We start from the raw sequence: 19110 nt of genomic DNA, 5'->3' as shown, positions 1-19110 counted from the left end.
CTGTAAACGTTCGATCTCAGCCGCGACCTTGTCGTGCGCTGGTGCATCTGCTTTTTTCCAGCTTGTGAGTTATCTCAATGCGCCTCCCGCTTCTCCTGATATTGGGCGCCCTCAGTGCCTTCGGCCCGCTGGCCATCGACTTTTATCTGCCCGCTTTTCCGGCAATGGCGCGAGATTTCGCCACCGATGTCGAGCATGTGCAACTGTCGCTGGCTGCTTACTTCATTGGGCTCGCATTCGGCCAGTTGGTCTATGGCCCCTTGGCTGATCGCTACGGGCGGCGCTGGCCGCTGCTGGTCGGCGTGACGCTATTTACCCTGGCTTCTCTGGCGTGTTCCTTCGCGCCGACGCTGGACTGGCTGATCGCGGCGCGATTCGTTCAGGCGCTCGGTGGCTGTGCCGGCATCGTGGTGACGCGTGCGGTGGTGCGGGATAGCTGCGATCCGGTACAGGCGGCCAAGGTGTTTTCCCAGCTGATGTTGGTGATGGGGCTGGCACCGATCCTCGCGCCGCTGGCCGGTGGCCTGTTGAATAACGCTTTTGGCTGGCAATCGATATTCATCTCGCTAACGGTCTTCAGTGCTGTCTGCGGCCTTGCGGTCGCGCTGTGGTTGCCGGAAACCCTTCCGGCGGATGCGCCGAAACATCACCTCGGCGGCACCCTTGGGCGTTATATCGAGCTGTTCCGTGATCGCGAATTCATCGCCTTCGCGCTCTGCGGCGGCGTGGCGATGGCCGGAATGTTCGCCTACATTGCCGGATCACCATTTGTTTTCATCGAACTTTATGGCGTGCCGGCCGAGCATTACGGCTGGCTGTTCGGCAGCAATGCGGCAGGCTTCATTCTGGTCTCGCAGATCAATGCGCGCCTGGTGCGGCTGCGTGGTCCGGGATTCTGGCTGCGGCGTTTCGTCTGGTTCTATTCCGCCTGCGGTGCCGTGCTGCTGGTGGTCGCATGGAGCGAGCCCGATGCGCTCTGGCCGTTGCTGATTCCGCTGTTCATGGGCCTGGCGACGCTCGGCAGCATTCTGCCGAACGTGACCGCCTGTGCCATGGCGCGGCAAGGCCAGCAGGCTGGAATGGCCTCGGCGTTGATGGGCAGTCTGCAGTTCGGCATCGCTGCGGCTGCTTCGGCAGCGGTGGGTGCGTTGCACAACGGCACGGCGGTGCCGATGGCTTTGGTGATAGTCGTCTGTGCGTTGCTGTCGGCGTGCCTGGCTTGGTACACCGGACAGCAGATGGTTTCGCAACGGCGCGACAGCGGTGCCTCATCTTCGAGCTGAAGTACCGCTGCGTAGGTCGGCTCAGAAGCCTTCGAGCACGATCTTGCCCTTAGCTTTGCCGCTTTCGATAAAGGCATGGGCGCGGCGCAGATTCTTTGCGTTGATTTGCCCGTAATGCTCGCCCAGGGTCGTCTTCAGCACACCGCTGTCGATCAGCTCGGCGACGCGGTTAAGCAACTGGTGCTGAGCGATCATGTCCGGCGTCTGGTACAGCGAGCGCGTGTACATGAACTCCCAGTGCAACGACAGGCTCTTGCGCTTGAGCAGGCTGATATCGAGGTTTGCTGGGTCGTCGATCAGCGCCAGCCGGCCCTGCGGTTGAAGAGCTTCGACGATTTGCGGCAAGTGCAGGTCGGTGTGGGTCAGACTGGCGACGTGAGTGACATCCGCGATGCCCAGGCGCTGCAGTTCATCGGCGAGCGGCTGGCTGTGATCGATCACCTCGTGGGCGCCGTGCTCACGGACCCACGCCTGGGTGTCGGGGCGCGAGGCGCTGCCGATCACCTTGAGCCCGGTCAGCTGGCGGGCCAACTGAGTAAGAATTGAACCGACACCGCCGGCGGCACCGACGATCAGCAGGCGTTGGTTTTGGTCTTCGGTTCCCTCGCTGATCTGCAGCCGTTCGAAGAGCAGCTCCCAGGCCGTAATCGAGGTTAGCGGTAAAGCCGCCGCTGCAGCGAAATCCAATGAAGACGGCTTGCGACCGACGATGCGTTCATCGACCAGATGCAATTCGCTGTTGGCGCCCGGACGATCCAGTGCCCCGGCATAGAACACCTCGTCGCCAGGCTTGAACAAGCTGACCTCGCTGCCCACCGCACGCACCACGCCTGCAACGTCCCAGCCGAGTACCTGATGCTGGCCGTCCTCCGGCTGCACGCGCATGCGGATTTTGGTATCTACTGGATTCACCGAGATCGCACGTACCTCGACCAACAGATCACGCGGCCCTGGCGTCGGCTCGGGCAGCTCGATATCCAGCAACGATTGCGGGTTATCGATGGGTAGGGATTGGCGGTACGCAATGGCTTTCATGTTTGTTCCTTTGATGACGGTGCGAAGTGATGCCATGTTCGGCTTTCGTGTTGCGAAGAAAAACCTCATATTAGGCGACGCTCTTTCAACGAAATATTGAAAATGCTACGCACCGACGATCTGCAAATTTTCGTTCGCACCGCTGACCTGGGCAGCCTGTCCGCGGCGGCCCGCGCATTGGAGTTATCGCCAGCAGTAGCCAGTGCCGCGCTCAAGCGGCTGGAGGCGGAGCTGGGATGCCGATTGCTGGTGCGCTCCACGCGCAGCCTGCGCCTGACCGGTGAGGGTGAGCAGTATCTGGTGCACGCACGAGCCGCCTTGCAGAGCTTGAGCGAGGGCCAGCAGCTGCTGGCCGGTGGCAAGGCATCCATCAGCGGCCAGTTGCAGCTGGCCGCACCGTCTGATTTCGGCCGCAACGTGTTGTTGCCCTGGCTCGACGAGTTTCAGCGGCAGCATCCGCTGATCAGCCTGCGATTGCTCCTGGCAGACCGCAATGCCGATCTTTTCCGTCAGCCGGTAGACATCGCTTTGCGCTATGGCACGCCGGAAGATTCCAGTCTGGTGGCGCTACCGGTGGCGACGGCGAATCGCCGTGTGCTGTGCGCCGCGCCAGCCTATCTGGCGCGTCATGGCGCGCCGCGCGAGCTGAGGGAGCTGACTGAGCATAATTGCCTGCGCTTCATGCTGGCCGGGCGTGTTCACGAGCGCTGGTGTTTTCATGACGGGCGCAGGGAGATGGTGCAGGTGGTGGCAGGTGATCGCATCAGTGACGACGCCGATGTGGTGCATCGCTGGGCTTTGGCGGGGCACGGGCTGGTCTACAAGTCATGGCTGGACGTCGCTCAAGACGTGCAGGCCGGGCGGCTGACGGTACTGTTGCCGGCCCTGCTGGGAGAGCCGGCTCCGCTGAACTTGATCTGCGCGCATCGGGCTCACCTGGGCGAAACCCTGCGCTTGCTGCGCGAACACCTGATCGAGCGTTGCCGGGCGCTGATCGATCAGGCGCCGTTCATGCCTTGATCCGAGCCGCTGGGATCGGCTCGGATCGATTCAGTTGGCCAGGCGCGCGTCGAGGCTGTTCTGCGCCAGGCGCCGCGCCTGATCTTCGGTCATGCCCAGGCCGTCGTGCAGAGCCATGAAATTCTCGGTTACGTAACCGCCGAAATAGGCCGGGTCGTCGGAGTTCACCGTGACCTTCACGCCTTGCTCCAGCAGCTGCAGGATGTTGTGCTGGCTCATGTCGTCGAACACGCAGAGCTTGGTATTCGACAACGGGCAGACGGTCAGCGGCATCTGCTCCTCGATCAGCCGAGCGATCAACTTTGGGTCTTCAGCGGCGCGAACGCCATGGTCGATGCGGCTGACTTTGAGCAGATCCAACGCCTCCCAAATGTATTCCGGTGGACCTTCCTCACCAGCGTGAGCAACGGCGAGGAAGCCTTCGGCACGGGCTTTGGCGAAAACGCGCTCGAATTTGCTCGGCGGGTGGCCGAGCTCAGAGCTGTCGAGACCTACCGCGAAAAAGGCATCGCGAAACGGCATGGCCTGCTCCAGCGTCTTGAAGGCCTCTTCTTCGGGCAAGTGGCGCAGAAAGCTAAGGATCAGGCCGCTGCTGATGCCGAGAAGCTTGCGACCGTCGGCCAGCGCGCCGCTGATTCCACGCATCGCCACTTCGAACGGAATGCCGCGGTCTGTATGGGTTTGCGGGTCGAAAAAGGGCTCGGTATGGACCACGTTCTGCTCTTTGCACTTCTGCAGGTAGGCCCAAGTCAGATCGTAGAAGTCTTGCTCAGTGCGCAGCACGTCAGCGCCTGCGTAGTAAAGATCGAGAAACTCCTGCAGGTTGCCGAAGGCATAGGCACCGCGTAGCGCATCGACGTCAGCCCAGGGCAGAGCAATCTTGTTGCGTTCGGCCAGTTTGAATAGCAGCTCGGGTTCCAGCGAACCTTCGAGGTGCAGGTGCAGCTCGGCTTTGGGCAAGGCATTGAGCCAGTCGTACATAGGAAACCCCATCCGGAAGAAAAATTGCATTCTAACCATGTTGCCTGACCCCAGGGTCAACTTGGCCGTTGCGTTTTGGTTGGACTGCAAGTGAAAACATCTCGACGCTGTGCAAAAAACGACCACAGCGGCCTACACCAAGGCCGACGCGCCTGAACACGCGCTTTCCAAAGGTTACCCACAACCTTTTCCACATGACCTGGGTATAAGTGGAGCCAGCTTGATAGCTTTAAACGCTATAGCGTGATTAGCCGTTTGATCAGGAAAAAAGCTTTTAAATCAATTATTTCTATACGAAAGATGGGGTTTAGGCGGCTTCGGTTAAAATTTGCTCGGCCCTTTTAGCACCACGTCACTGCTGGGGTCGGCCAGTTAATCCCACGGTTATCCACAAAGTGATCCACATCAACAGTGGAAAACTTGCATATCGAAAAAAGCCATGCTCGACCGAGGTCGGGCATGGCTCATTAAGCGCGCCCCATGAAGGCACGCATGTCAGGTAGCGATCAATTCTTTGGTGCAGGAGCAGGCTCGACCGGCTCACCCATATCCGGCTCATCGTCCTCGGGCATGTTCACGTCGACGTCAGGCACGGTGACGGTCTTTTCTTCGGTGCCAACGTCCACCTCCGGCGCATCTACATCGTATTCGGGCAGGTTGCCGCCTTCGACTTCTACGTCGGGCATCGCGCCTTCTTCGGTTTTTTCGACATCGCAACCGGCCAGGCCTATGGAAGCGAGCAATACGGCTCCTGGAATGAGCCACTTGTAATTGCTTTTCATGCTTGACTCCTCTTTTGCAACGGAAGGTGCGTTCGGCACTTGCACTCGTAGCTGGTCAGCGCCAAAACGCCGGCCCAACGGTAAGTGCCGTTGTATTAGGGACTTCTCCGGTTTCAGGCAGTTCCACGAGTTGAGGTGGTCAGGTGTCCAGCGAACGCAACTCGCTTCGTCCACGGCTGATATCGGCAAGCAATTGCTGCAGCCTTGGTTGTTGCGCCGCAGGCAGCGCCAACTGCAGTTCGGCGCCCTCCGCATCGAACGCTTCGCTTTCGATCAGAGCGTCGTATTCGCTCAGGCGTGCCTTGAGCAGTGCCAGTTCAGCGAAGCGGCAATGAAAGCTGCAGCGAACCCGCGATATCAGCTCGACGCGCTCGCCGGATTGCAGGCATTTAGCCGCCGCGCCGCTGTAGGCGCGGGCCAGACCCCCAGTGCCGAGCTGAATGCCACCGAACCAGCGAATCACCACCACCACGATCCGGTCGCAATCCTGACCTTCAATGGCGGTGAGCATCGGCCGGCCCGCCGTTCCGCCGGGCTCACCGTCATCGCTGAAGCGATATTGATTGCCTATCTTCCAGGCCCAGCAACTGTGTGACGCGGTGGAATCGCTGGCGGCCTGAACGAACGCCTGGGCTTCCTCAGGGCTGGACACGGGAGCGGCCTTCGCCAGAAAGCGGCTCTTGCGGATGGTTTCCTGGAATTCGCAGGGGGCGACAAGCGTGAAGGTCATAAAAGCGACAGGGCTTATGGGTGGGGCGAGCATTGTAACGGCGTCCTATGCCATGCGCTGATGCGCCGGGATGCCGCTCGGTGGATCTGGCTGAACTTTAAGGCGCTCGGCACCCCCCAACGAAAGACGCTCGCCGGGATGGCGACCCATACCCAACCGCAATCACCGAGGAGAAATAGCGATGCTCAATTCCAAGTATCAGGCGTGTATCCAGGCTTGTTCCAATTGCGCGCTGGTCTGTGAGACCTGCGTTGCGTCCTGCCTGCGCGAGGACGATGTGAAAATGATGGCTCGCTGCATCGAGCTGGACCGCGACTGCGCCGATATGTGCGCGATGGCTGCCGTGTTGATGACCCGTGACAGCGCCTATGCTCAAGCCTTTTGCAAGCTCTGCGCACAAGTTTGCCGCCAGTGCGGCGAGGAATGCGGTAAACATCAGATGGACCATTGCCAGGCTTGCGCCGAGGCCTGCCGCAAGTGCGCCGAAGAATGCGAGCGCATGGCCGCCTGATTCATTCGGAATCGAAGGGTCACGCTTTAGCCTGTTAGCGGCGGCGTGACCTTTTTCCAGCTAATCCCAGATCGCCTGCCTGCCCGGTCTGCACTGCTGGGCCGCCGCGAACTCAGGCGACGGCTTGATGCCAAGTGCCGAACGGGTCCGGCAGGCGCAGCCAGTGCTCCACGCCGAGATTCCACTCGGGAGTAGGCAATCATCAAGCTCGACGCGCAGCCGGTCAAAGTCGATGTGCTGGCCGATGAACACCAGTTCCTGTCGGCAATCGCCGCAGTCCTCGTGCCACTTGCTGCGGATCGCTGCGCGACTATCGTCGTCGTCCGGCCATTGTGCTTCGGGAGTGAAGCGCCACCAGCGGCCGGCGTAGTCGTAACGCATCAGCCCGCCGGCCTGTGACCAGCTACCTGCTTCTTGCGGGCGGCTCGCCAGCCAGAAGTAACCCTTCGAGCGCAGCAGCCGGCCATTGCTCCACTCACGGTTGAGGAACGCGTGGAAGCGTTGCGGATGAAAGGGCCGTCGCGCCAGATAAGCGGTGGACGCGATGCCGTATTCCTCGGTTTCTGGCGCATGCTCGCCACGCATTTCCCTGAGCCAACCCGGCGCCTCGGCAGCACGCTCGAAGTCAAAGCGGCCGGTGTCGAGGATCTTCACCAGCGGCACGCTACCCATACTCATCGGCAGAATCTCGGCATGGGTGTTCAAACGACCAAGGATGGCGGTGAGCTCTTCGCATTCGGCGCTGGAGATCAGATCGACTTTGCTGATCAGGATGACATCGGCGAATTCCACCTGCTCGATCAGCAAGTCAGTGATCGAGCGCTGGTCATCGTCACCGAGGGTTTCGCCGCGGCTCGCCAGGCTTTCCGCTTCATGAAAGTCGCGAAGAAAGTTCACCCCGTCGACCACTGTGACCATGGTGTCCAGCCGCGCCAGGTCTGAGAGGCTCTCGCCCTGGTCGTCGCGGAAGGTGAAGGTTTCGGCCACTGGTAAGGGCTCGGATATACCGGTGGATTCGATCAGCAAATAGTCGAAACGCCCTTCGCGGGCCAGCTTGCCGACCTCCTCCAGCAGATCCTCACGCAATGTGCAGCAGATGCAGCCGTTGCTCATTTCCACCAACTTTTCTTCGGCGCGGTTGAGGCTGACATCGCGCTGGACCTCGCCGCCATCGATGTTGATTTCGCTCATGTCGTTGACGATCACCGCCACGCGACGGCTTTCGCGATTCTTCAGGACGTGGTTGAGCAGAGTGCTTTTTCCGGCACCGAGGAAGCCGGACAGCACGGTTACAGGGATGCGGTTCATGGTGATCTCTCAGGCGGTTCGTTGATGTTTTTTGCGTTGTTCCTGACGTTCTTTCGCTTCGATGCACAACGTCGTGGTGGGGCGTAGCAGTAGCCGCTTCAGGCCGATGGGCTCGCCGGTTTCAGCGCACCAGCCGTACTCACCGCGCGCAATGCCATCGAGCGAGTCGTCAATCTTGTCGAGCAACTTTTTCTCACGTTCCAGCAAGCGCAGCTGCCACTGGCGCTGTTCCTCGGCGGTGCCGATATCGGATGGGTCGCTGCTGGGCTCCTGCTCGCGCAGCAGCTGGAATTCCTCGGCGATACGTGCCTGCAACTCCGCACGCTGGCGCAGCAGCAGGTCGCGGAAGAAAGCTTGCTGGGCTTCGTTCATATAAGCGTCGGCGGGTTGGGCGAGGAGTTCGGCTTCGGTCATGGGGTGCTTGCGGACAGTGGTTATATAATAGTTATAACATAACAATTAGCTGTCCGCGCAAGACTTCATCTCGAAGGCAGGCAGCTTGATAGGGACTGAAAGGAGTACTCGCACTGCAGCTACGCGAATTTGGTGTAGCGAGGGCGCAGGATCATGTTCCGTGAGGATGTTAGTGATCAGCCCACCGCACAATGGCACCGCTCCGGTGGGCTAAAGCCCACCCTACATGCAAGTCATACCGGCGCACTTCGGCTGTCGTCAACGCGTTGCGCAGAAGCGCTACACCAACCGTTGGCCGACCGTGACAGTGATGCCGTGCCAGCCGGGTGTTGGCGTTACGCCGCTTGTTCCCCGTAACGCCTGCGTTGGTTTACGCCGGCTGGCGCTGCCGGTGGGCCTCTGCAATCTGGACAAGCACGACAAGCGTCACGATCGGCAAGAGTCCGATGTTGACTGCGGCCCAACCCGCCTGAGCGATGAGCGCGCCCGAGGCGAACGACATCACTGCGGCGACGCTGCCGTTGCTGAGTTCCATGAGGCCTTGTGCACGAGCTCGTTCTTGCGGCGCATGGCCGTGGCCCAGTTGGGTAGTGCCTGCTACCAGCATGAGGTTCCAGCCGATACCGAGCAGGCAACTGCTGGCCATGAAGTGCCAGTGGCTGACGCCAAGCAGGGCAACCATGGCGCTCGATATGAGCAAGCCACCGCCAAGGCAGGCCACCAGCCGACTGCCCAGCCTGTCCACCAACGGTCCGGCAACGAACGCCGGCAGGAACATTCCGAGCATGTGCCACTGGATCACCTGGCCGCTGGCGTGCAGATTCAGGCCTTCGCCATGCATCGCCAATGGCGTCGCGTTCATCACTAGCACCATCAGGCCATGGCCGGCAGCGGTGGTCAGCACCGCTGCCCTGACGGTGGGCCGCGCGAGAAGCTCACGCCACGACACCGTCGAAGGGGCCGCCGCCGAAGATGCAAGTTGCGAGGCGGCTGTTCCACTGCCTGACTTCAGCCCAGCAAGAACGACGAGCCCCGTCGCAGCCAGCGCGGCGATCAGTAAGTAGGCGCCGGCGAACGGTACGGATACCAGGCTGCGTGCTGCCGTGCCGAGCGTCGGTGCCACCAGTGCGGCGACCACGCCACCGCCGATCACGCATGCCGTAGCCCGGCCCTTGAAGGCTTCGCCCACCGCTTCCAGGGCGGCAAAACGGTAATACATCGCCGAGGCCTGATAGGCGCCGATCGGCAGCGCGCCGAGGCAGAGCAAGGTAAAGCTGTCGAACCAGAGCGATAGTGCGCTGACAAGACCGCCCGTCACGCCGGCCAGGGCTCCGAATAGAAAGCCGACCTTGCGGCCGCGCCGCTGCATGAGCCAGGCGATGGGCTGTAAGGCGAGCAGGCCGCCGAGCATCAGCAGCGCGAGTGGCAGGGTCGCCAAGCCCGCTGAAGGTGCCAGGCGAAGGCCGACGATCGAGGTGAGGATGATGCCGGTCATTGCGCAGGACCAGAACAGCGCCTGGGCGACGAACAAGCGGAAAACCTGGGCGTTGCTGAATAAAAGATACATAAGGTCAATCCCGTGTCATGAGAAAGCAGGCACAGCCGCGCCCGGCTTGACGCCGGGCCTGTGGTCGAGAAGTGATGTCCGGCTGGGATTTCGGTCAGCCGAAACGCTGGAAAAAGTCCCGAGGGCTCACCGAAAGGTGTTTCTGGAAGGTGCGTCTGAGATTTTCCGGGTGGCCGAAACCGGTTAAGCGCGCCACCGTCGCGATCGACGCCTGCGCACTTAAAAGCAGGCTACGAGCGGCCTCCAGCCGCACTCGCTCGATATATTGCCCCGGTCCCATGCCCACTTCCTGGTTGAACAGGCGGCACAGGGTGCGCGGCGTCATGTGCGTCTGGTCGGCCAAGACCTCGATGGAAAGATCGTCGCCCAGATGACCCGGTATCCATTCGAGCAGCGCGGCGAGACGGGCCACGGCGCCGGTCGGTGCGGCCAGCAGGGGACTGAATTGCGTCTGGCCGCCCGGTCGACGGAGAAACATCACTAGCCGCTGGGCGACCGAGAGAGCGAGTGCGCGGCCCAGATCCGCCTCGACCAACGCCAGCGCGAGATCGATGCCGGCGGTGACACCTGCAGAGCTGAACAGGTGAGCCGCTTCTGGATCCGCCGGGTCATAGGTGTGCAACCTGTCACCTTGCACCTCCACGGCCGGGTATTCACCAAGGGCCTGGATATCGGCCCAATGGGTGGTCGCCTTGCGCCCATCGAGCAGTCCAGCTTCGGCCAGAATCAAGGCGCCGGAACACACCGATCCCAGGCGTCGCACATTCGGTTCGGCGCGGCGCAACCAGTCAAGCAATGGCCGGTTGCGCATCTGCAGCTCGACGCCCCTGCCTCCCGGTATCAGCAGCGTATCCAGCGCGACTGGATCGGTACTGGCCCACTCGACGTCGGCGACCAGCTTCAGCCCCGCGGAGGTCGAGCAGGGGCCGGGCTCTTCGCCAATCAGCAGAAGTTCGTAACAGGGCGGCAGACCTTGTCGTTGGCGCTCGACATTGGCCGATGCGAACACCTGCATCGGGCCGGTGACATCAAGGCTCATGACATCCGAATAAATCAGGCAGGCGATGGTGCGGGTGGCGTCCATGGTGCACCTCAACTGGAAAGTGAGTGCAGTGTGCGACGGCGGTGCCATTGTCACAATGACAAGGTTCGCACAGATCTTGCCACTGCTGACGTTCGCTTCTGCCGCATTATGTGCCGGTCACCTACGCGCCATGCCGAACACGGATGAAGTGAGTCTGGTCGGCGTAACCGCATACCTGCGCCATGCTCACCGGCCCGATGCGCCACCCGGGTAGGAGCGAGCTTGCGGGCGAAAGCTTTAAAAGCTTCGTCAGCAAGCTAACTCCTACGGGGCAACAGGGGGGCCGGCGTTCGCTTTCTCTTAACAGAAGCGGCGTATGCCTTTGGATGCTAGCGAAGCGCCTCAACGCTTTATCGTCCCAAGCCGTATGAAGCGCGTTCGCCGCTGGCGTCTTCCACGCCGTCCGTGCGGGTCAGGCGGGTCGGTGTTCTTATGCGGGCCTCGGCATCGTATTTGGGGGTTAGCCAAAACACGCTAGGCGGGGATGTTACGTGCGAGTGACGGGATGCTGGGCCGCGCTTAGACGAGGTGATCGTGCTGCGTATTCGCTTAACGCCGGGCGAGTCGCTCAAGGCCCGTGGCAACAAGCCAATAGACTGCAAACCAGGCCAAGGCCGAGAGAAGCCAACCCAGGAAATTGGGCGATGACATTCCCCAGCCGCTTAAACCGCCATTCTGCAAAACAGGCAAACCGGCTTGATGCAGGAGATACGGGACCATGACCGCGGTGATACCGAAGGCCTCGAGTGGCGTCCCTTGAAACGCTGTCGTGAACACCGCAAGCGCCAACATCAAGCCATGTAGAAGGCAGCTGGCGAGCCAAATCCAAAAGATGCGGTGCCTCACTGCCTGGTCATCGGTCAGCCTGTCTCAGTCGTACTCAGCATGCTGAGGCAAATCATCCGTGATCTGAAACCACGGCGCTTTGCTGTCGACAAATACGTGGCGCTGCGCTTTTACCCCTGGGTCGGTATCGAGCGTTCCGAGTGGAAAACCGTACACCTCGGGGTGGGCGTCGAATTTTGTGTACAGGCTAGAGCCGCAGTTCGAGCAGAACCCTTTGTACTCGCCTGGGGATGACTCATAGAACTTGATCAGCTCTTGGCCGGTGATGGTCTTCCAGTCCGCCGAGCGCACCTTGGCGCGAGTTCTGAAAGCAGAAGCATGCAGCTTTCGGCACATTGAACAATGACAGTTCAGAACGTCCGTGAGTGGACCATGTATCTCGTATCGGATGCCGCCGCAGAGACAACTGCCTGCTTGCTTCATTGATTCGCCTTCCTTGATAACGATTGGTCAATCAGCCTGTGCATTCGAACTGCAAACAGGGCAGCCATGGTACGTGCCGAGGTGTCCATGGCGGCTGTGTAGACCGCTGCAAGCGGGCTCGATCCGCATGGTTTTCGGCGATATGTACAGGAGCGGGTCGAGCCTGTCGAGGGGAGGTTGGAGGCCAAAGGGAGCGGATATAGCGCGTCGCTTCACCGGCTAAATAACCTTTCCCCGTGTACAGGGCGCTGGCTCTACTTCGGTTGAAGTTCGAGCAGACGACCGCCGTCCCCGTCTTCCAGCAGCCAGAGGCTGCCGTCCGGGCCTTGTTCGACTTCGCGTATGCGTGCGTCCATGTCGTAGCGTGCCGCCTCGGTGGCTTCTTCGCCATCCAAGGTGATGCGCAGCAGGCCCCTGGCTGAAAGGCCGCCAATGAATGCGTCGCCTCTCCAATCGGCGAACCGCTCACCGCTGTAGATCACGAGTCCGGCAGGGGAGATCACCGGCGTCCAGGCAATCTTGGGCGCGATGAATTCAGGGCGCGTGTCGTGATCGGGGATGGGCTTGCCACCGTAATGATCGCCGTTGGAAACCTCTGGATAACCGTAGTTGCCGCCCTTCTGGATCAGGTTGAGCTCGTCGCCGCCTTCCGGTCCCATTTCGTGCTCCCACAAGCGACCTTGGGCGTCGAACGCAATCCCGAGTGGATTGCGATGCCCCAGTGACCAGATCTGCGCCGTCACGCCGCCCTGATCGGCAAACGGATTGTCGGACGGCACACTGCCATCCTCGTTCAGGCGGATGATCTTGCCGAGGGTGCTTTTCATGTCCTGTGCCGGCGTGAACTTTTGCCGCTCGCCAGAGGAAATCCAGAGCTTGCCGTCCGGGCCGAACGCGAGGCGATGCCCATAATGCCCGCCGCCGGCCACCTTGGGCGTCTGCCGCCAGATCACTTTCAGATCGGAAAGCGAGCCGCGGTCAGCGCCCAGCTCAAGCGTTGCGCGCGCGACGGCCGCGCCACGGTTGCCGCCGTCACCTTTTTCGGCGTAGCTGATGTAAACGACACGATTCTGCGCATAGTCCGGGTGAAGGATGACGTCGCCAAGCCCACCCTGGCCGCCATACGCCACGTCGGGTACGCCGTCTATCTCACGCGTTTCGCCCGTTTTCACATCGACGTGCTTGAGCACGCCGCGTTTTTCCGTGACGAGCGCCGTGCCGTCCGGAAGAAAAGTCATGGCCCAGGGTTCGGAGAAGGTGGCGCGAGGTGTTGCGCTGAATGGCCATTGAGCCCTGTCAATGGCCTCAGGCGCTGCGTAGCTGGCGAGCGAGGCGAACCCTAGTGCGAGTGCGCTGAGCGGATAACTCTTCATGACTGTCCTCCCGTCGAATCAGACCTTCGACCTTACTGCGCACTGCCCAGGAAAATGACTCCAATTTTGTTACCTGAGGCGTCAGCGGAAGTGGTCCATGCCTGTGCTAGCTGGTCCGCAGATCGTCAAGACCCATGAAGCGCAGCACAACGTCGTTATCACCGGATCCGGTGTCTTGGAAGGTTAGACCGTTCCATATTGCGCGACCTAACGTTTGGTTAAGAAACGGGCTTTGGCCCGTCCCAGTGAGCGAGGTGAACGATTTGAACCAACTGCTAGACGCGCCTTTGATCGCATGCTGGTATGCGCATACCATATGCGCGTCAAGGCCCGGAAGGAAACCCTCATGCTCGCCTACAACCCCAATGCGCCCAAGCGGGCTGCCAACCTCAGCGTTAACGGAGACCTACTCAATAAAGCCAAGGATTTGGATATCAACCTCTCCGCGACATTGGAGCAGGCTCTGGCCGAGGCCCTGAGGAAGAAACAGCGCGAGCAATGGCTGGCAGAAAACCGAAAAGCCATAAATGCCTACAACGAACACGTGGAAGCCCACGGGGTGTTCAGTGACGACCTACGGAGCTTCTGATGCCTCAGTTCGCCGTTCACAAGAACACCAACGCAGCCACCAAGACTGCCGTGCCCTTCCTGCTCGATGTGCAAAGCGACTTAATTGCCGAACTCGGCACGCGGGTCGTAGTGCCTCTCTACACGGCTACTGCCATGAAGGGGAAAACTCTCAGAACCCTCACTCCAACGTTTGAAATTGACGACAAGCTATACGTGATGGTGACCCCGCAACTGGCCGGTATTGCGAGAAAACAACTCGGTACCCAAGTTGCCGACCTCTCAGCACAACGCAATGAAATAATTGCTGCACTTGATTTGCTTATCACCGGCATCTGATAGAAGCGTTCAACGTTTGGTTAAGGGGCGGGCTTTAGCCCGTCCCAGTGATCGCAAAGAACGGTTTGAACCAGTTGTGTTTCCTGCATTTCTGTCGACCCACGCAATGGATCAGTACGTCGTCATCACTTGGACGAGAAGCGCATACAGCGCGCGTTCAAACGTGCGGTTGCTACATCCGGCGTGGCTAAGCTTGCACCCCGATACTTTCAGGCACAGCTTCGCCACCGATTTGCTTGAGCCGCTTGATCGGCTTTCGAGCCGTATTTCGTAGCGAGTAACCTGCCGGGTAATATGCCGAAGCAGCCGATCACGTGGATCGTTGGCCGCTTCGAGCGTCAGTCGAACATCACTGAGTTCGGGTCACCCGCCACACAGTATTCGCCAGATCGTCGGCCACGATCAGCGCACCGCTTGGGTCGACGGTTACACCGACCGGCCGACCACGAGTCTTCGCGTCTGAGGTCTGAAAGCCCGTCACGAAGTCCACCGGCTCCCCGGATGGCCGACCGTTGCTGAACGGCACGAAGACGACCTTGTAGCCGGACGGGCTCTCGCGGTTCCAGCTACCGTGCTCACCGACGAACACGCCTTCAGCAAACTGCTCGCCCATGACCGGCGAGGAGAAGTCCAGGCCGAGCGCGGCGACGTGGGGCCCTAGCGCGTAGTCCGGCTTTATCGCCGCGGCAACCAGGTCAGGGTTCTGCGGTCGCACACGATCATCGACGTTCTGACCCCAGTAGCTGTAGGGCCAGCCGTAGAAGGCACCTTCGCGTACCGATGTCAGGTAGTCGGGAACGAGGTTCGGCCCCAGTTCGTCCCGCTCGTTCACCACCGCCCATAGTTGGTCGGACCCGGGCTGTATCGCCAGCGCGGTCGGGTTACGCAGGCCGGTTGCGTAGGGCTTGTGGGCACCCGTCTCGGCGTCTATCTGCCAGACCAGGGCGCGGTCGACTTCGGCCTCCATTCCGCGCTCGGTGATATTGCTGTTGGAACCGATGCCGACGTAAAGAAAGCGTCCATCGGGGCTGACGGCCAGTGACTTGGTCCAGTGATGGTTGATCTCGGACGGAAGATCGGTGACTTTGGTCGGCGGGCCGCTGGCCTCGGTCTGGCCCTCCTGATAATCGAAGCGTACCAACGCGTCCTGATTGGCCACATACAGGTTGCCCTCGAACAGGGCCAGCCCGTAGGGCGCGTTGAGGTTCTCTGCAAACACGGTCTGTAGCTCATAGGTACCGTCGCCATCGGCATCTCGCAACAAAGTCAGACGGTTGCCACTTTTGACCGAGGTGTTGCCCTGCGCCTTGATATAGCCGGCGATCACATCCTTCGGCTTGAGCTTCGCGGCGTTGCCTCCCCGGCCTTCCGCCACGAGGATGTCGCCATTGGGCAAGACGAGCGTTTGGCGCGGGATCTTCAGATCGGTAGCAATGGCCGTGACGGCGTAACCCTCCGGCACCGTCGGCTTCTCGTCGCCCCAGTTAGCCGGATCAGCGATCGTCATGCTGGGCAGCAGACCTCGCTGGGGCTCGGGGAGCTTGGGGTTGGCGCCGAGCGATTGAGCGATATTCTGATCCTCGCCACCGCATGCACTCAAAAGCAACGCCACGGTCAGGACGGTTAGTGGGCTCGTATGTTTCATGCTTCACCTCCTGCACGCAGATTGGTGAGGCCGATCCAGGTCGCCACGCAGGCCAGCACGGTGACTATCACCGATAGAACCAGGCCTGAGGGCATCGCTGCCCAGGCGTCCTTGGCGTGCTGGAGTGCATTGATGAAGCCCAGCACCCAAGTGGCCAGCAGGAGCAGAAGGTAAACCAGCGGCCGACCCTTTTTCTCCGTCGCTCGGGCCAGATTGACCAGCGCGAACAGTATCGCCAGCCCGCAGAAAACCAGGCCCCCCGCAATCAGCCAGGAGGAGAAATTGCTCCACTGAATCTCGTACGTGCGGTAGTAGGCAATATCACTCAGCATGGCGCCGAGAAAGAGGGGGACGGTACCGGCGAGCAGTGTCGCGTGCAGTGGGTTCGGTACGTGGCGGGAGATGCTGTGCGTCGTGTGGTGAGTGCTGTGGGTGATAACGGTCACGGAGGCTTCCTCATCGCTGGGCGACCCTGGCCTGATGCCGTTGCGGATGCGCTAGCCCGCCGGGTTCGCTCTGAATGTGCATAAGAGGGGATCGTACCGCTGGGGAATTAGTTCACTCTCGTCTATGTGCCTAGCCACCGGGAACGGAATGCTCAGAGCCTCCAAGTCGGCAGTGACTCCGTTATCGAAAACCAAAAGTTGCACGTTAATACTGGCTCCGAATAATTCGAAGAGGACGTGCCTGCGGGCAAAGATGGGATACAGATTTGTTAAGGCAATCAGCCTGGTTTCGATGAGCTACGCAATCGCAGTTCGACTACTCATCTGCAATTTGCGGCGCACTGAAGGCCTTACTGTAGTATCCCGACGGATCAAAACAGCAAACCCTCTTCTTTCCTGAGGCAAGCATGTCACAGGCATCGTTGATCCGCTTGTTGCGCGTCTTTGCCTGCTTAGCGGAAATAACCCAATGAATCCAGTCGAGGCGGGCAATAGTGGTCGTGCCATCCCAGGTGGCCCGAGCCCCGGGGGAGGCATTCAAAGCCTCAAGCAAATCAGCGGGAACGTCCGGTTCAGGCTCCAGCTCTACGGACACAATGTCGAATCGTGCGGTGTCACCAAAATCGGCGCCTGAAGCTTCGATTAGGTCCTCATCGATCCGCAGCCAATGGCTTTTTTGACCATCCGGCTCGAGCAACGCCCTGAAGCCTTGTCCATTAATAGTCCCGTCCACTGTTGCCCGACCGCGCCTCGGCAGCTTCGCGCTCGCCTCTCTAGGCAGGATCACGAACCCCCATGAGCTGCCGCTCCCCGGCTGTTTGGGGCGAAGCAATCGTGCATTGAACTGGGATCGTGTGTCCGCTTGCGTCATTTCATCACCCGTACGGATGTGCCTAAGGAAGACGGAAAGGGAAAAATGCATCTGTTCCCTTTCACTTGGAAAGCGCGTCCCCAAGCGCGAATAGAACTGCAGTTTCGTCCTTGCATTCGCCTCCGTACCACGACCAAACAAGTATTCGTTGCGGCTCAGTCATTTGGGGCTTTAACGAAAAAGCTCAGCCGCGGCGGAGCCGTTGGCTGCAACACAGGGTTAAGCGCTTGATACTTTGCTGCACTTCAAGGTTGAACTCACGCCGTAGCCTCGAAAGACGCATGGTAAGCAACCTCACCAGCCGGGAATGTGCCGTTGAATACGATGGCCTGGAAGTACTCGGCCGGAACATCCGGCAGCACAAGCCTTGGATCCACCTTGAAACCGAAGCGTGAGTAGTAACCGGGCTCACCGAGCACAACGCAGCCGACCGCTCCCGATGTACGAAGCTTTGCCAAGGCCTGGGTGATCAGCATCGTGCCGATACCCTTTCCTTGCTGATCTGGAACAACCGAAACCGGACCGAGCCCGTACCAACCGGGCGAGCCGGAGTTAATTGTGGCCTCGATGGCGGCAGGGTCCGAGGGAAGTTCATCTCGAATGCGGATCATCTTTACTCCATGGCCTAACGTTTGGTTAAGGGGCGGGCTTTAGCCCGTCCCAGTGAGCGAAGCGAACGATTTGAACCATTTGTTAGCGCTTACCCGGAGCCATTCTAAGGCGCTCTGAAATCTCAAACTCGATAAGTATTTTCTTTATTTCTTGTTCCCGTTTTCTTGGATCTAGAACTTCTTGAATATGGCTCACAAATTCGCGCTGGCACATTGCTAACTCTGATTTTGCGTCGTACTTGGGGCCTGACTCATTTAGTGCATCGTATGCGGCAACAACACAATCTAAAACTGGTTGACGTACCCCGCGGTATGCTGGCTCTTTGTGTGTGCCGTAGTCATCTGCCCATTGATTTGGAAAATACCAGCGACCAGTGTCGACGAGGGCACTTAACTTAATAAGTATTGGCATCTTGAGTTCTCCGTTCAGTTCTGGGTGCTCTGAGATATGTTTGGCTTCAGAGATGGCGGAACATACTTCCTCGGCCCAGATCCGCGCAGAATTAAAATATTGGTCTGTCCATTCGCGAAGTTTTAGGTCGTGCTCTTTTTCAAGGACTTCAGCATTAAATATGGCTTGGCGCGTGGCTTCTTTTTGTTGTTTCTCTGCTGCCTTCGAGGACTTTGCGGCAGCAACGGCTGATGCAATTGCAACTAGGGTTGCTATCCATGTAGCGATATCTCCAAATGCAATGTTCGGCATCCTTACCTCTAGCTAACGCGAAATTAAGGGGCCGGCGGTACGCCGGTCCAAGTGAGCAAAGCGAACGATTTTGAATGCCTTGTTAGGTTTTCTCGATGCTAGATAGCTCTTGTCTTATTTTGTTCAGCTTTTCAATATTGCCCTCATCATCGTTAACGTCTTTGATTGGCGATATTATTTCGTAGGCTCGAAATAGATGGTAAAGGCAGCCCATGAAGCCAATGATTCCGGAAAGACCTGCGATTGAGTTCAGGGCTAGGCCTAGTGTCAGCCAGATGAACGCTTTAACAAGTTGTCTTAGAGATCGATATATAAGAACGCTCATTTTTATAGTGAGCATATCGGTGTCAGTAGTTGTAGCTGCGACGTATTTTGCTTGCTGACTTACTAGCCAGCTTATGCGCATTTCTCTTGAGGATTTTGATAACGACTGTGAAATTTTTTCTGTTACTTTTTGGCCACTTTGAATAATTATCCAGAACAGCGCTGACCCGAAAACTGCTTGTGCGATAACTGGCCAGTCGGTAATAGCTTCTATTATTTCTTCCATGAGGTTCCTTGATACCTAACG

At 59.3% G+C, this 19110-nt stretch carries 20 protein-coding genes and 1 pseudogene; 5 read left to right on the top strand and 16 right to left on the bottom strand.

All coding sequences use genetic code 11. The features are described from left to right. The first annotated feature begins 77 nt into the window (after positions 1-77). On the top strand, positions 78-1283 hold the full coding sequence (locus NAV33_RS03600) for a Bcr/CflA family multidrug efflux MFS transporter (RefSeq protein ID WP_255977067.1): 1206 nt from the start codon (positions 78-80) through the stop codon (positions 1281-1283). A 21-nt stretch (positions 1284-1304) separates the two neighbouring features. Here the strand turns inward: NAV33_RS03600 and NAV33_RS03595 are convergent, their stop codons facing one another. Continuing rightward, positions 1305-2318: a zinc-binding alcohol dehydrogenase family protein gene (locus tag NAV33_RS03595; RefSeq protein ID WP_255977065.1), complete on the bottom strand. Its 1014-nt coding sequence runs from the start codon at positions 2316-2318 to the stop codon at positions 1305-1307. A gap of 102 nt (positions 2319-2420) precedes the next feature. On the opposite strand from NAV33_RS03595, the gene NAV33_RS03590 reads away from it, so the two are divergent. Next, on the top strand, positions 2421-3338 hold the full coding sequence (locus NAV33_RS03590; protein WP_255977063.1) for a LysR family transcriptional regulator: 918 nt from the start codon (positions 2421-2423) through the stop codon (positions 3336-3338). A 30-nt stretch (positions 3339-3368) separates the two neighbouring features. On the opposite strand, the gene NAV33_RS03585 is transcribed toward NAV33_RS03590, so the two are convergent. From NAV33_RS03585 to NAV33_RS03575, 3 genes are all read right to left on the bottom strand, one after another. Further along, a complete protein-coding gene (locus tag NAV33_RS03585) occupies positions 3369-4319 on the bottom strand; it encodes an adenosine deaminase (protein ID WP_255977061.1) in 951 nt (316 codons plus the stop codon). 506 nt (positions 4320-4825) lie between these two features. Next, a complete protein-coding gene (locus tag NAV33_RS03580) occupies positions 4826-5101 on the bottom strand; it encodes a hypothetical protein (RefSeq protein WP_255977059.1) in 276 nt (91 codons plus the stop codon). Between the two features lie 139 nt (positions 5102-5240). Continuing rightward, positions 5241-5831 (bottom strand): IMPACT family protein, encoded by a 591-nt coding sequence (locus tag NAV33_RS03575; protein ID WP_255977057.1) that lies wholly within the window; start codon positions 5829-5831, stop codon positions 5241-5243. Between the two features lie 181 nt (positions 5832-6012). Here NAV33_RS03575 and NAV33_RS03570 point away from each other — a divergent pair, with 181 nt between their 5' ends. Further along, positions 6013-6342 (top strand): four-helix bundle copper-binding protein, encoded by a 330-nt coding sequence (locus NAV33_RS03570; RefSeq protein WP_255977055.1) that lies wholly within the window; start codon positions 6013-6015, stop codon positions 6340-6342. Positions 6343-6454: 112 nt separating this feature from the next. On the opposite strand, the pseudogene zigA reads toward NAV33_RS03570, so the two are convergent. The 6 genes and pseudogenes from zigA to NAV33_RS03540 form a co-directional block, all read right to left on the bottom strand. Then, positions 6455-7650 (bottom strand): annotated as a pseudogene (gene zigA / locus NAV33_RS03565) (zinc metallochaperone GTPase ZigA). Positions 7651-7659: 9 nt separating this feature from the next. After that, positions 7660-8064 (bottom strand): RNA polymerase-binding protein DksA, encoded by a 405-nt coding sequence (dksA, locus tag NAV33_RS03560; RefSeq protein WP_255977052.1) that lies wholly within the window; start codon positions 8062-8064, stop codon positions 7660-7662. Positions 8065-8434: 370 nt separating this feature from the next. After that, the gene (locus NAV33_RS03555; RefSeq protein ID WP_255977050.1) at positions 8435-9631 is read right to left on the bottom strand and encodes an MFS transporter; all 1197 of its coding nucleotides are present in this window, start codon (positions 9629-9631) and stop codon (positions 8435-8437) included. 94 nt (positions 9632-9725) lie between these two features. Further along, complete coding sequence (locus tag NAV33_RS03550) at positions 9726-10715, bottom strand: GlxA family transcriptional regulator (protein WP_255977048.1); 990 nt, start codon at positions 10713-10715, stop codon at positions 9726-9728. Positions 10716-11585: 870 nt separating this feature from the next. Then, the gene (locus NAV33_RS03545; protein ID WP_255977046.1) at positions 11586-11984 is read right to left on the bottom strand and encodes a GFA family protein; all 399 of its coding nucleotides are present in this window, start codon (positions 11982-11984) and stop codon (positions 11586-11588) included. Positions 11985-12238: 254 nt separating this feature from the next. Next, positions 12239-13357: a PQQ-dependent sugar dehydrogenase gene (locus tag NAV33_RS03540; protein WP_255977044.1), complete on the bottom strand. Its 1119-nt coding sequence runs from the start codon at positions 13355-13357 to the stop codon at positions 12239-12241. 346 nt (positions 13358-13703) lie between these two features. Here NAV33_RS03540 and NAV33_RS03535 point away from each other — a divergent pair, with 346 nt between their 5' ends. Both NAV33_RS03535 and NAV33_RS03530 read left to right on the top strand, forming a co-directional pair. Then, entirely contained in the window at positions 13704-13946 is a 243-nt protein-coding gene (locus NAV33_RS03535) for a type II toxin-antitoxin system CcdA family antitoxin (RefSeq protein WP_255977042.1), read from the top strand. Beyond that, positions 13946-14263, top strand: a complete 318-nt coding sequence (locus NAV33_RS03530) for a CcdB family protein (RefSeq protein WP_255977040.1) — start codon at positions 13946-13948, stop codon at positions 14261-14263. The genes NAV33_RS03535 and NAV33_RS03530 overlap by 1 nt, the downstream gene beginning before the upstream one ends. A gap of 349 nt (positions 14264-14612) precedes the next feature. Here the strand turns inward: NAV33_RS03530 and NAV33_RS03520 are convergent, their stop codons facing one another. The 6 genes from NAV33_RS03520 to NAV33_RS03495 all read right to left on the bottom strand — a co-directional run bounded on the left by NAV33_RS03520 (position 14613) and on the right by NAV33_RS03495 (position 19089). Then, positions 14613-15908, bottom strand: a complete 1296-nt coding sequence (locus tag NAV33_RS03520) for a PQQ-dependent sugar dehydrogenase (protein WP_255977038.1) — start codon at positions 15906-15908, stop codon at positions 14613-14615. Beyond that, a complete protein-coding gene (locus NAV33_RS03515) occupies positions 15905-16354 on the bottom strand; it encodes a DUF2231 domain-containing protein (RefSeq protein WP_423836626.1) in 450 nt (149 codons plus the stop codon). The genes NAV33_RS03520 and NAV33_RS03515 overlap by 4 nt, the downstream gene beginning before the upstream one ends. 316 nt (positions 16355-16670) lie before the next feature. Continuing rightward, positions 16671-17225 (bottom strand): YdeI/OmpD-associated family protein, encoded by a 555-nt coding sequence (locus tag NAV33_RS03510; RefSeq protein WP_255978139.1) that lies wholly within the window; start codon positions 17223-17225, stop codon positions 16671-16673. Positions 17226-17482: 257 nt separating this feature from the next. Then, positions 17483-17836, bottom strand: coding sequence for a GNAT family N-acetyltransferase (locus tag NAV33_RS03505; protein ID WP_255977036.1), 354 nt, complete (start codon positions 17834-17836; stop codon positions 17483-17485). 82 nt (positions 17837-17918) lie between these two features. Continuing rightward, the gene (locus tag NAV33_RS03500; RefSeq protein ID WP_255977034.1) at positions 17919-18539 is read right to left on the bottom strand and encodes a hypothetical protein; all 621 of its coding nucleotides are present in this window, start codon (positions 18537-18539) and stop codon (positions 17919-17921) included. An 82-nt stretch (positions 18540-18621) separates the two neighbouring features. After that, positions 18622-19089: a hypothetical protein gene (locus NAV33_RS03495; RefSeq protein ID WP_255977032.1), complete on the bottom strand. Its 468-nt coding sequence runs from the start codon at positions 19087-19089 to the stop codon at positions 18622-18624. Between the last annotated feature and the right edge of the window lie 21 nt (positions 19090-19110).

This window comes from Stutzerimonas stutzeri (assembly GCF_024448715.1).
Taxonomy (GTDB): domain Bacteria; phylum Pseudomonadota; class Gammaproteobacteria; order Pseudomonadales; family Pseudomonadaceae; genus Stutzerimonas; species Stutzerimonas stutzeri_AR.
The sequence above is the reverse complement of the archived record's forward strand: the minus strand, read 5'-3'. Positions and strand labels throughout refer to the sequence as shown.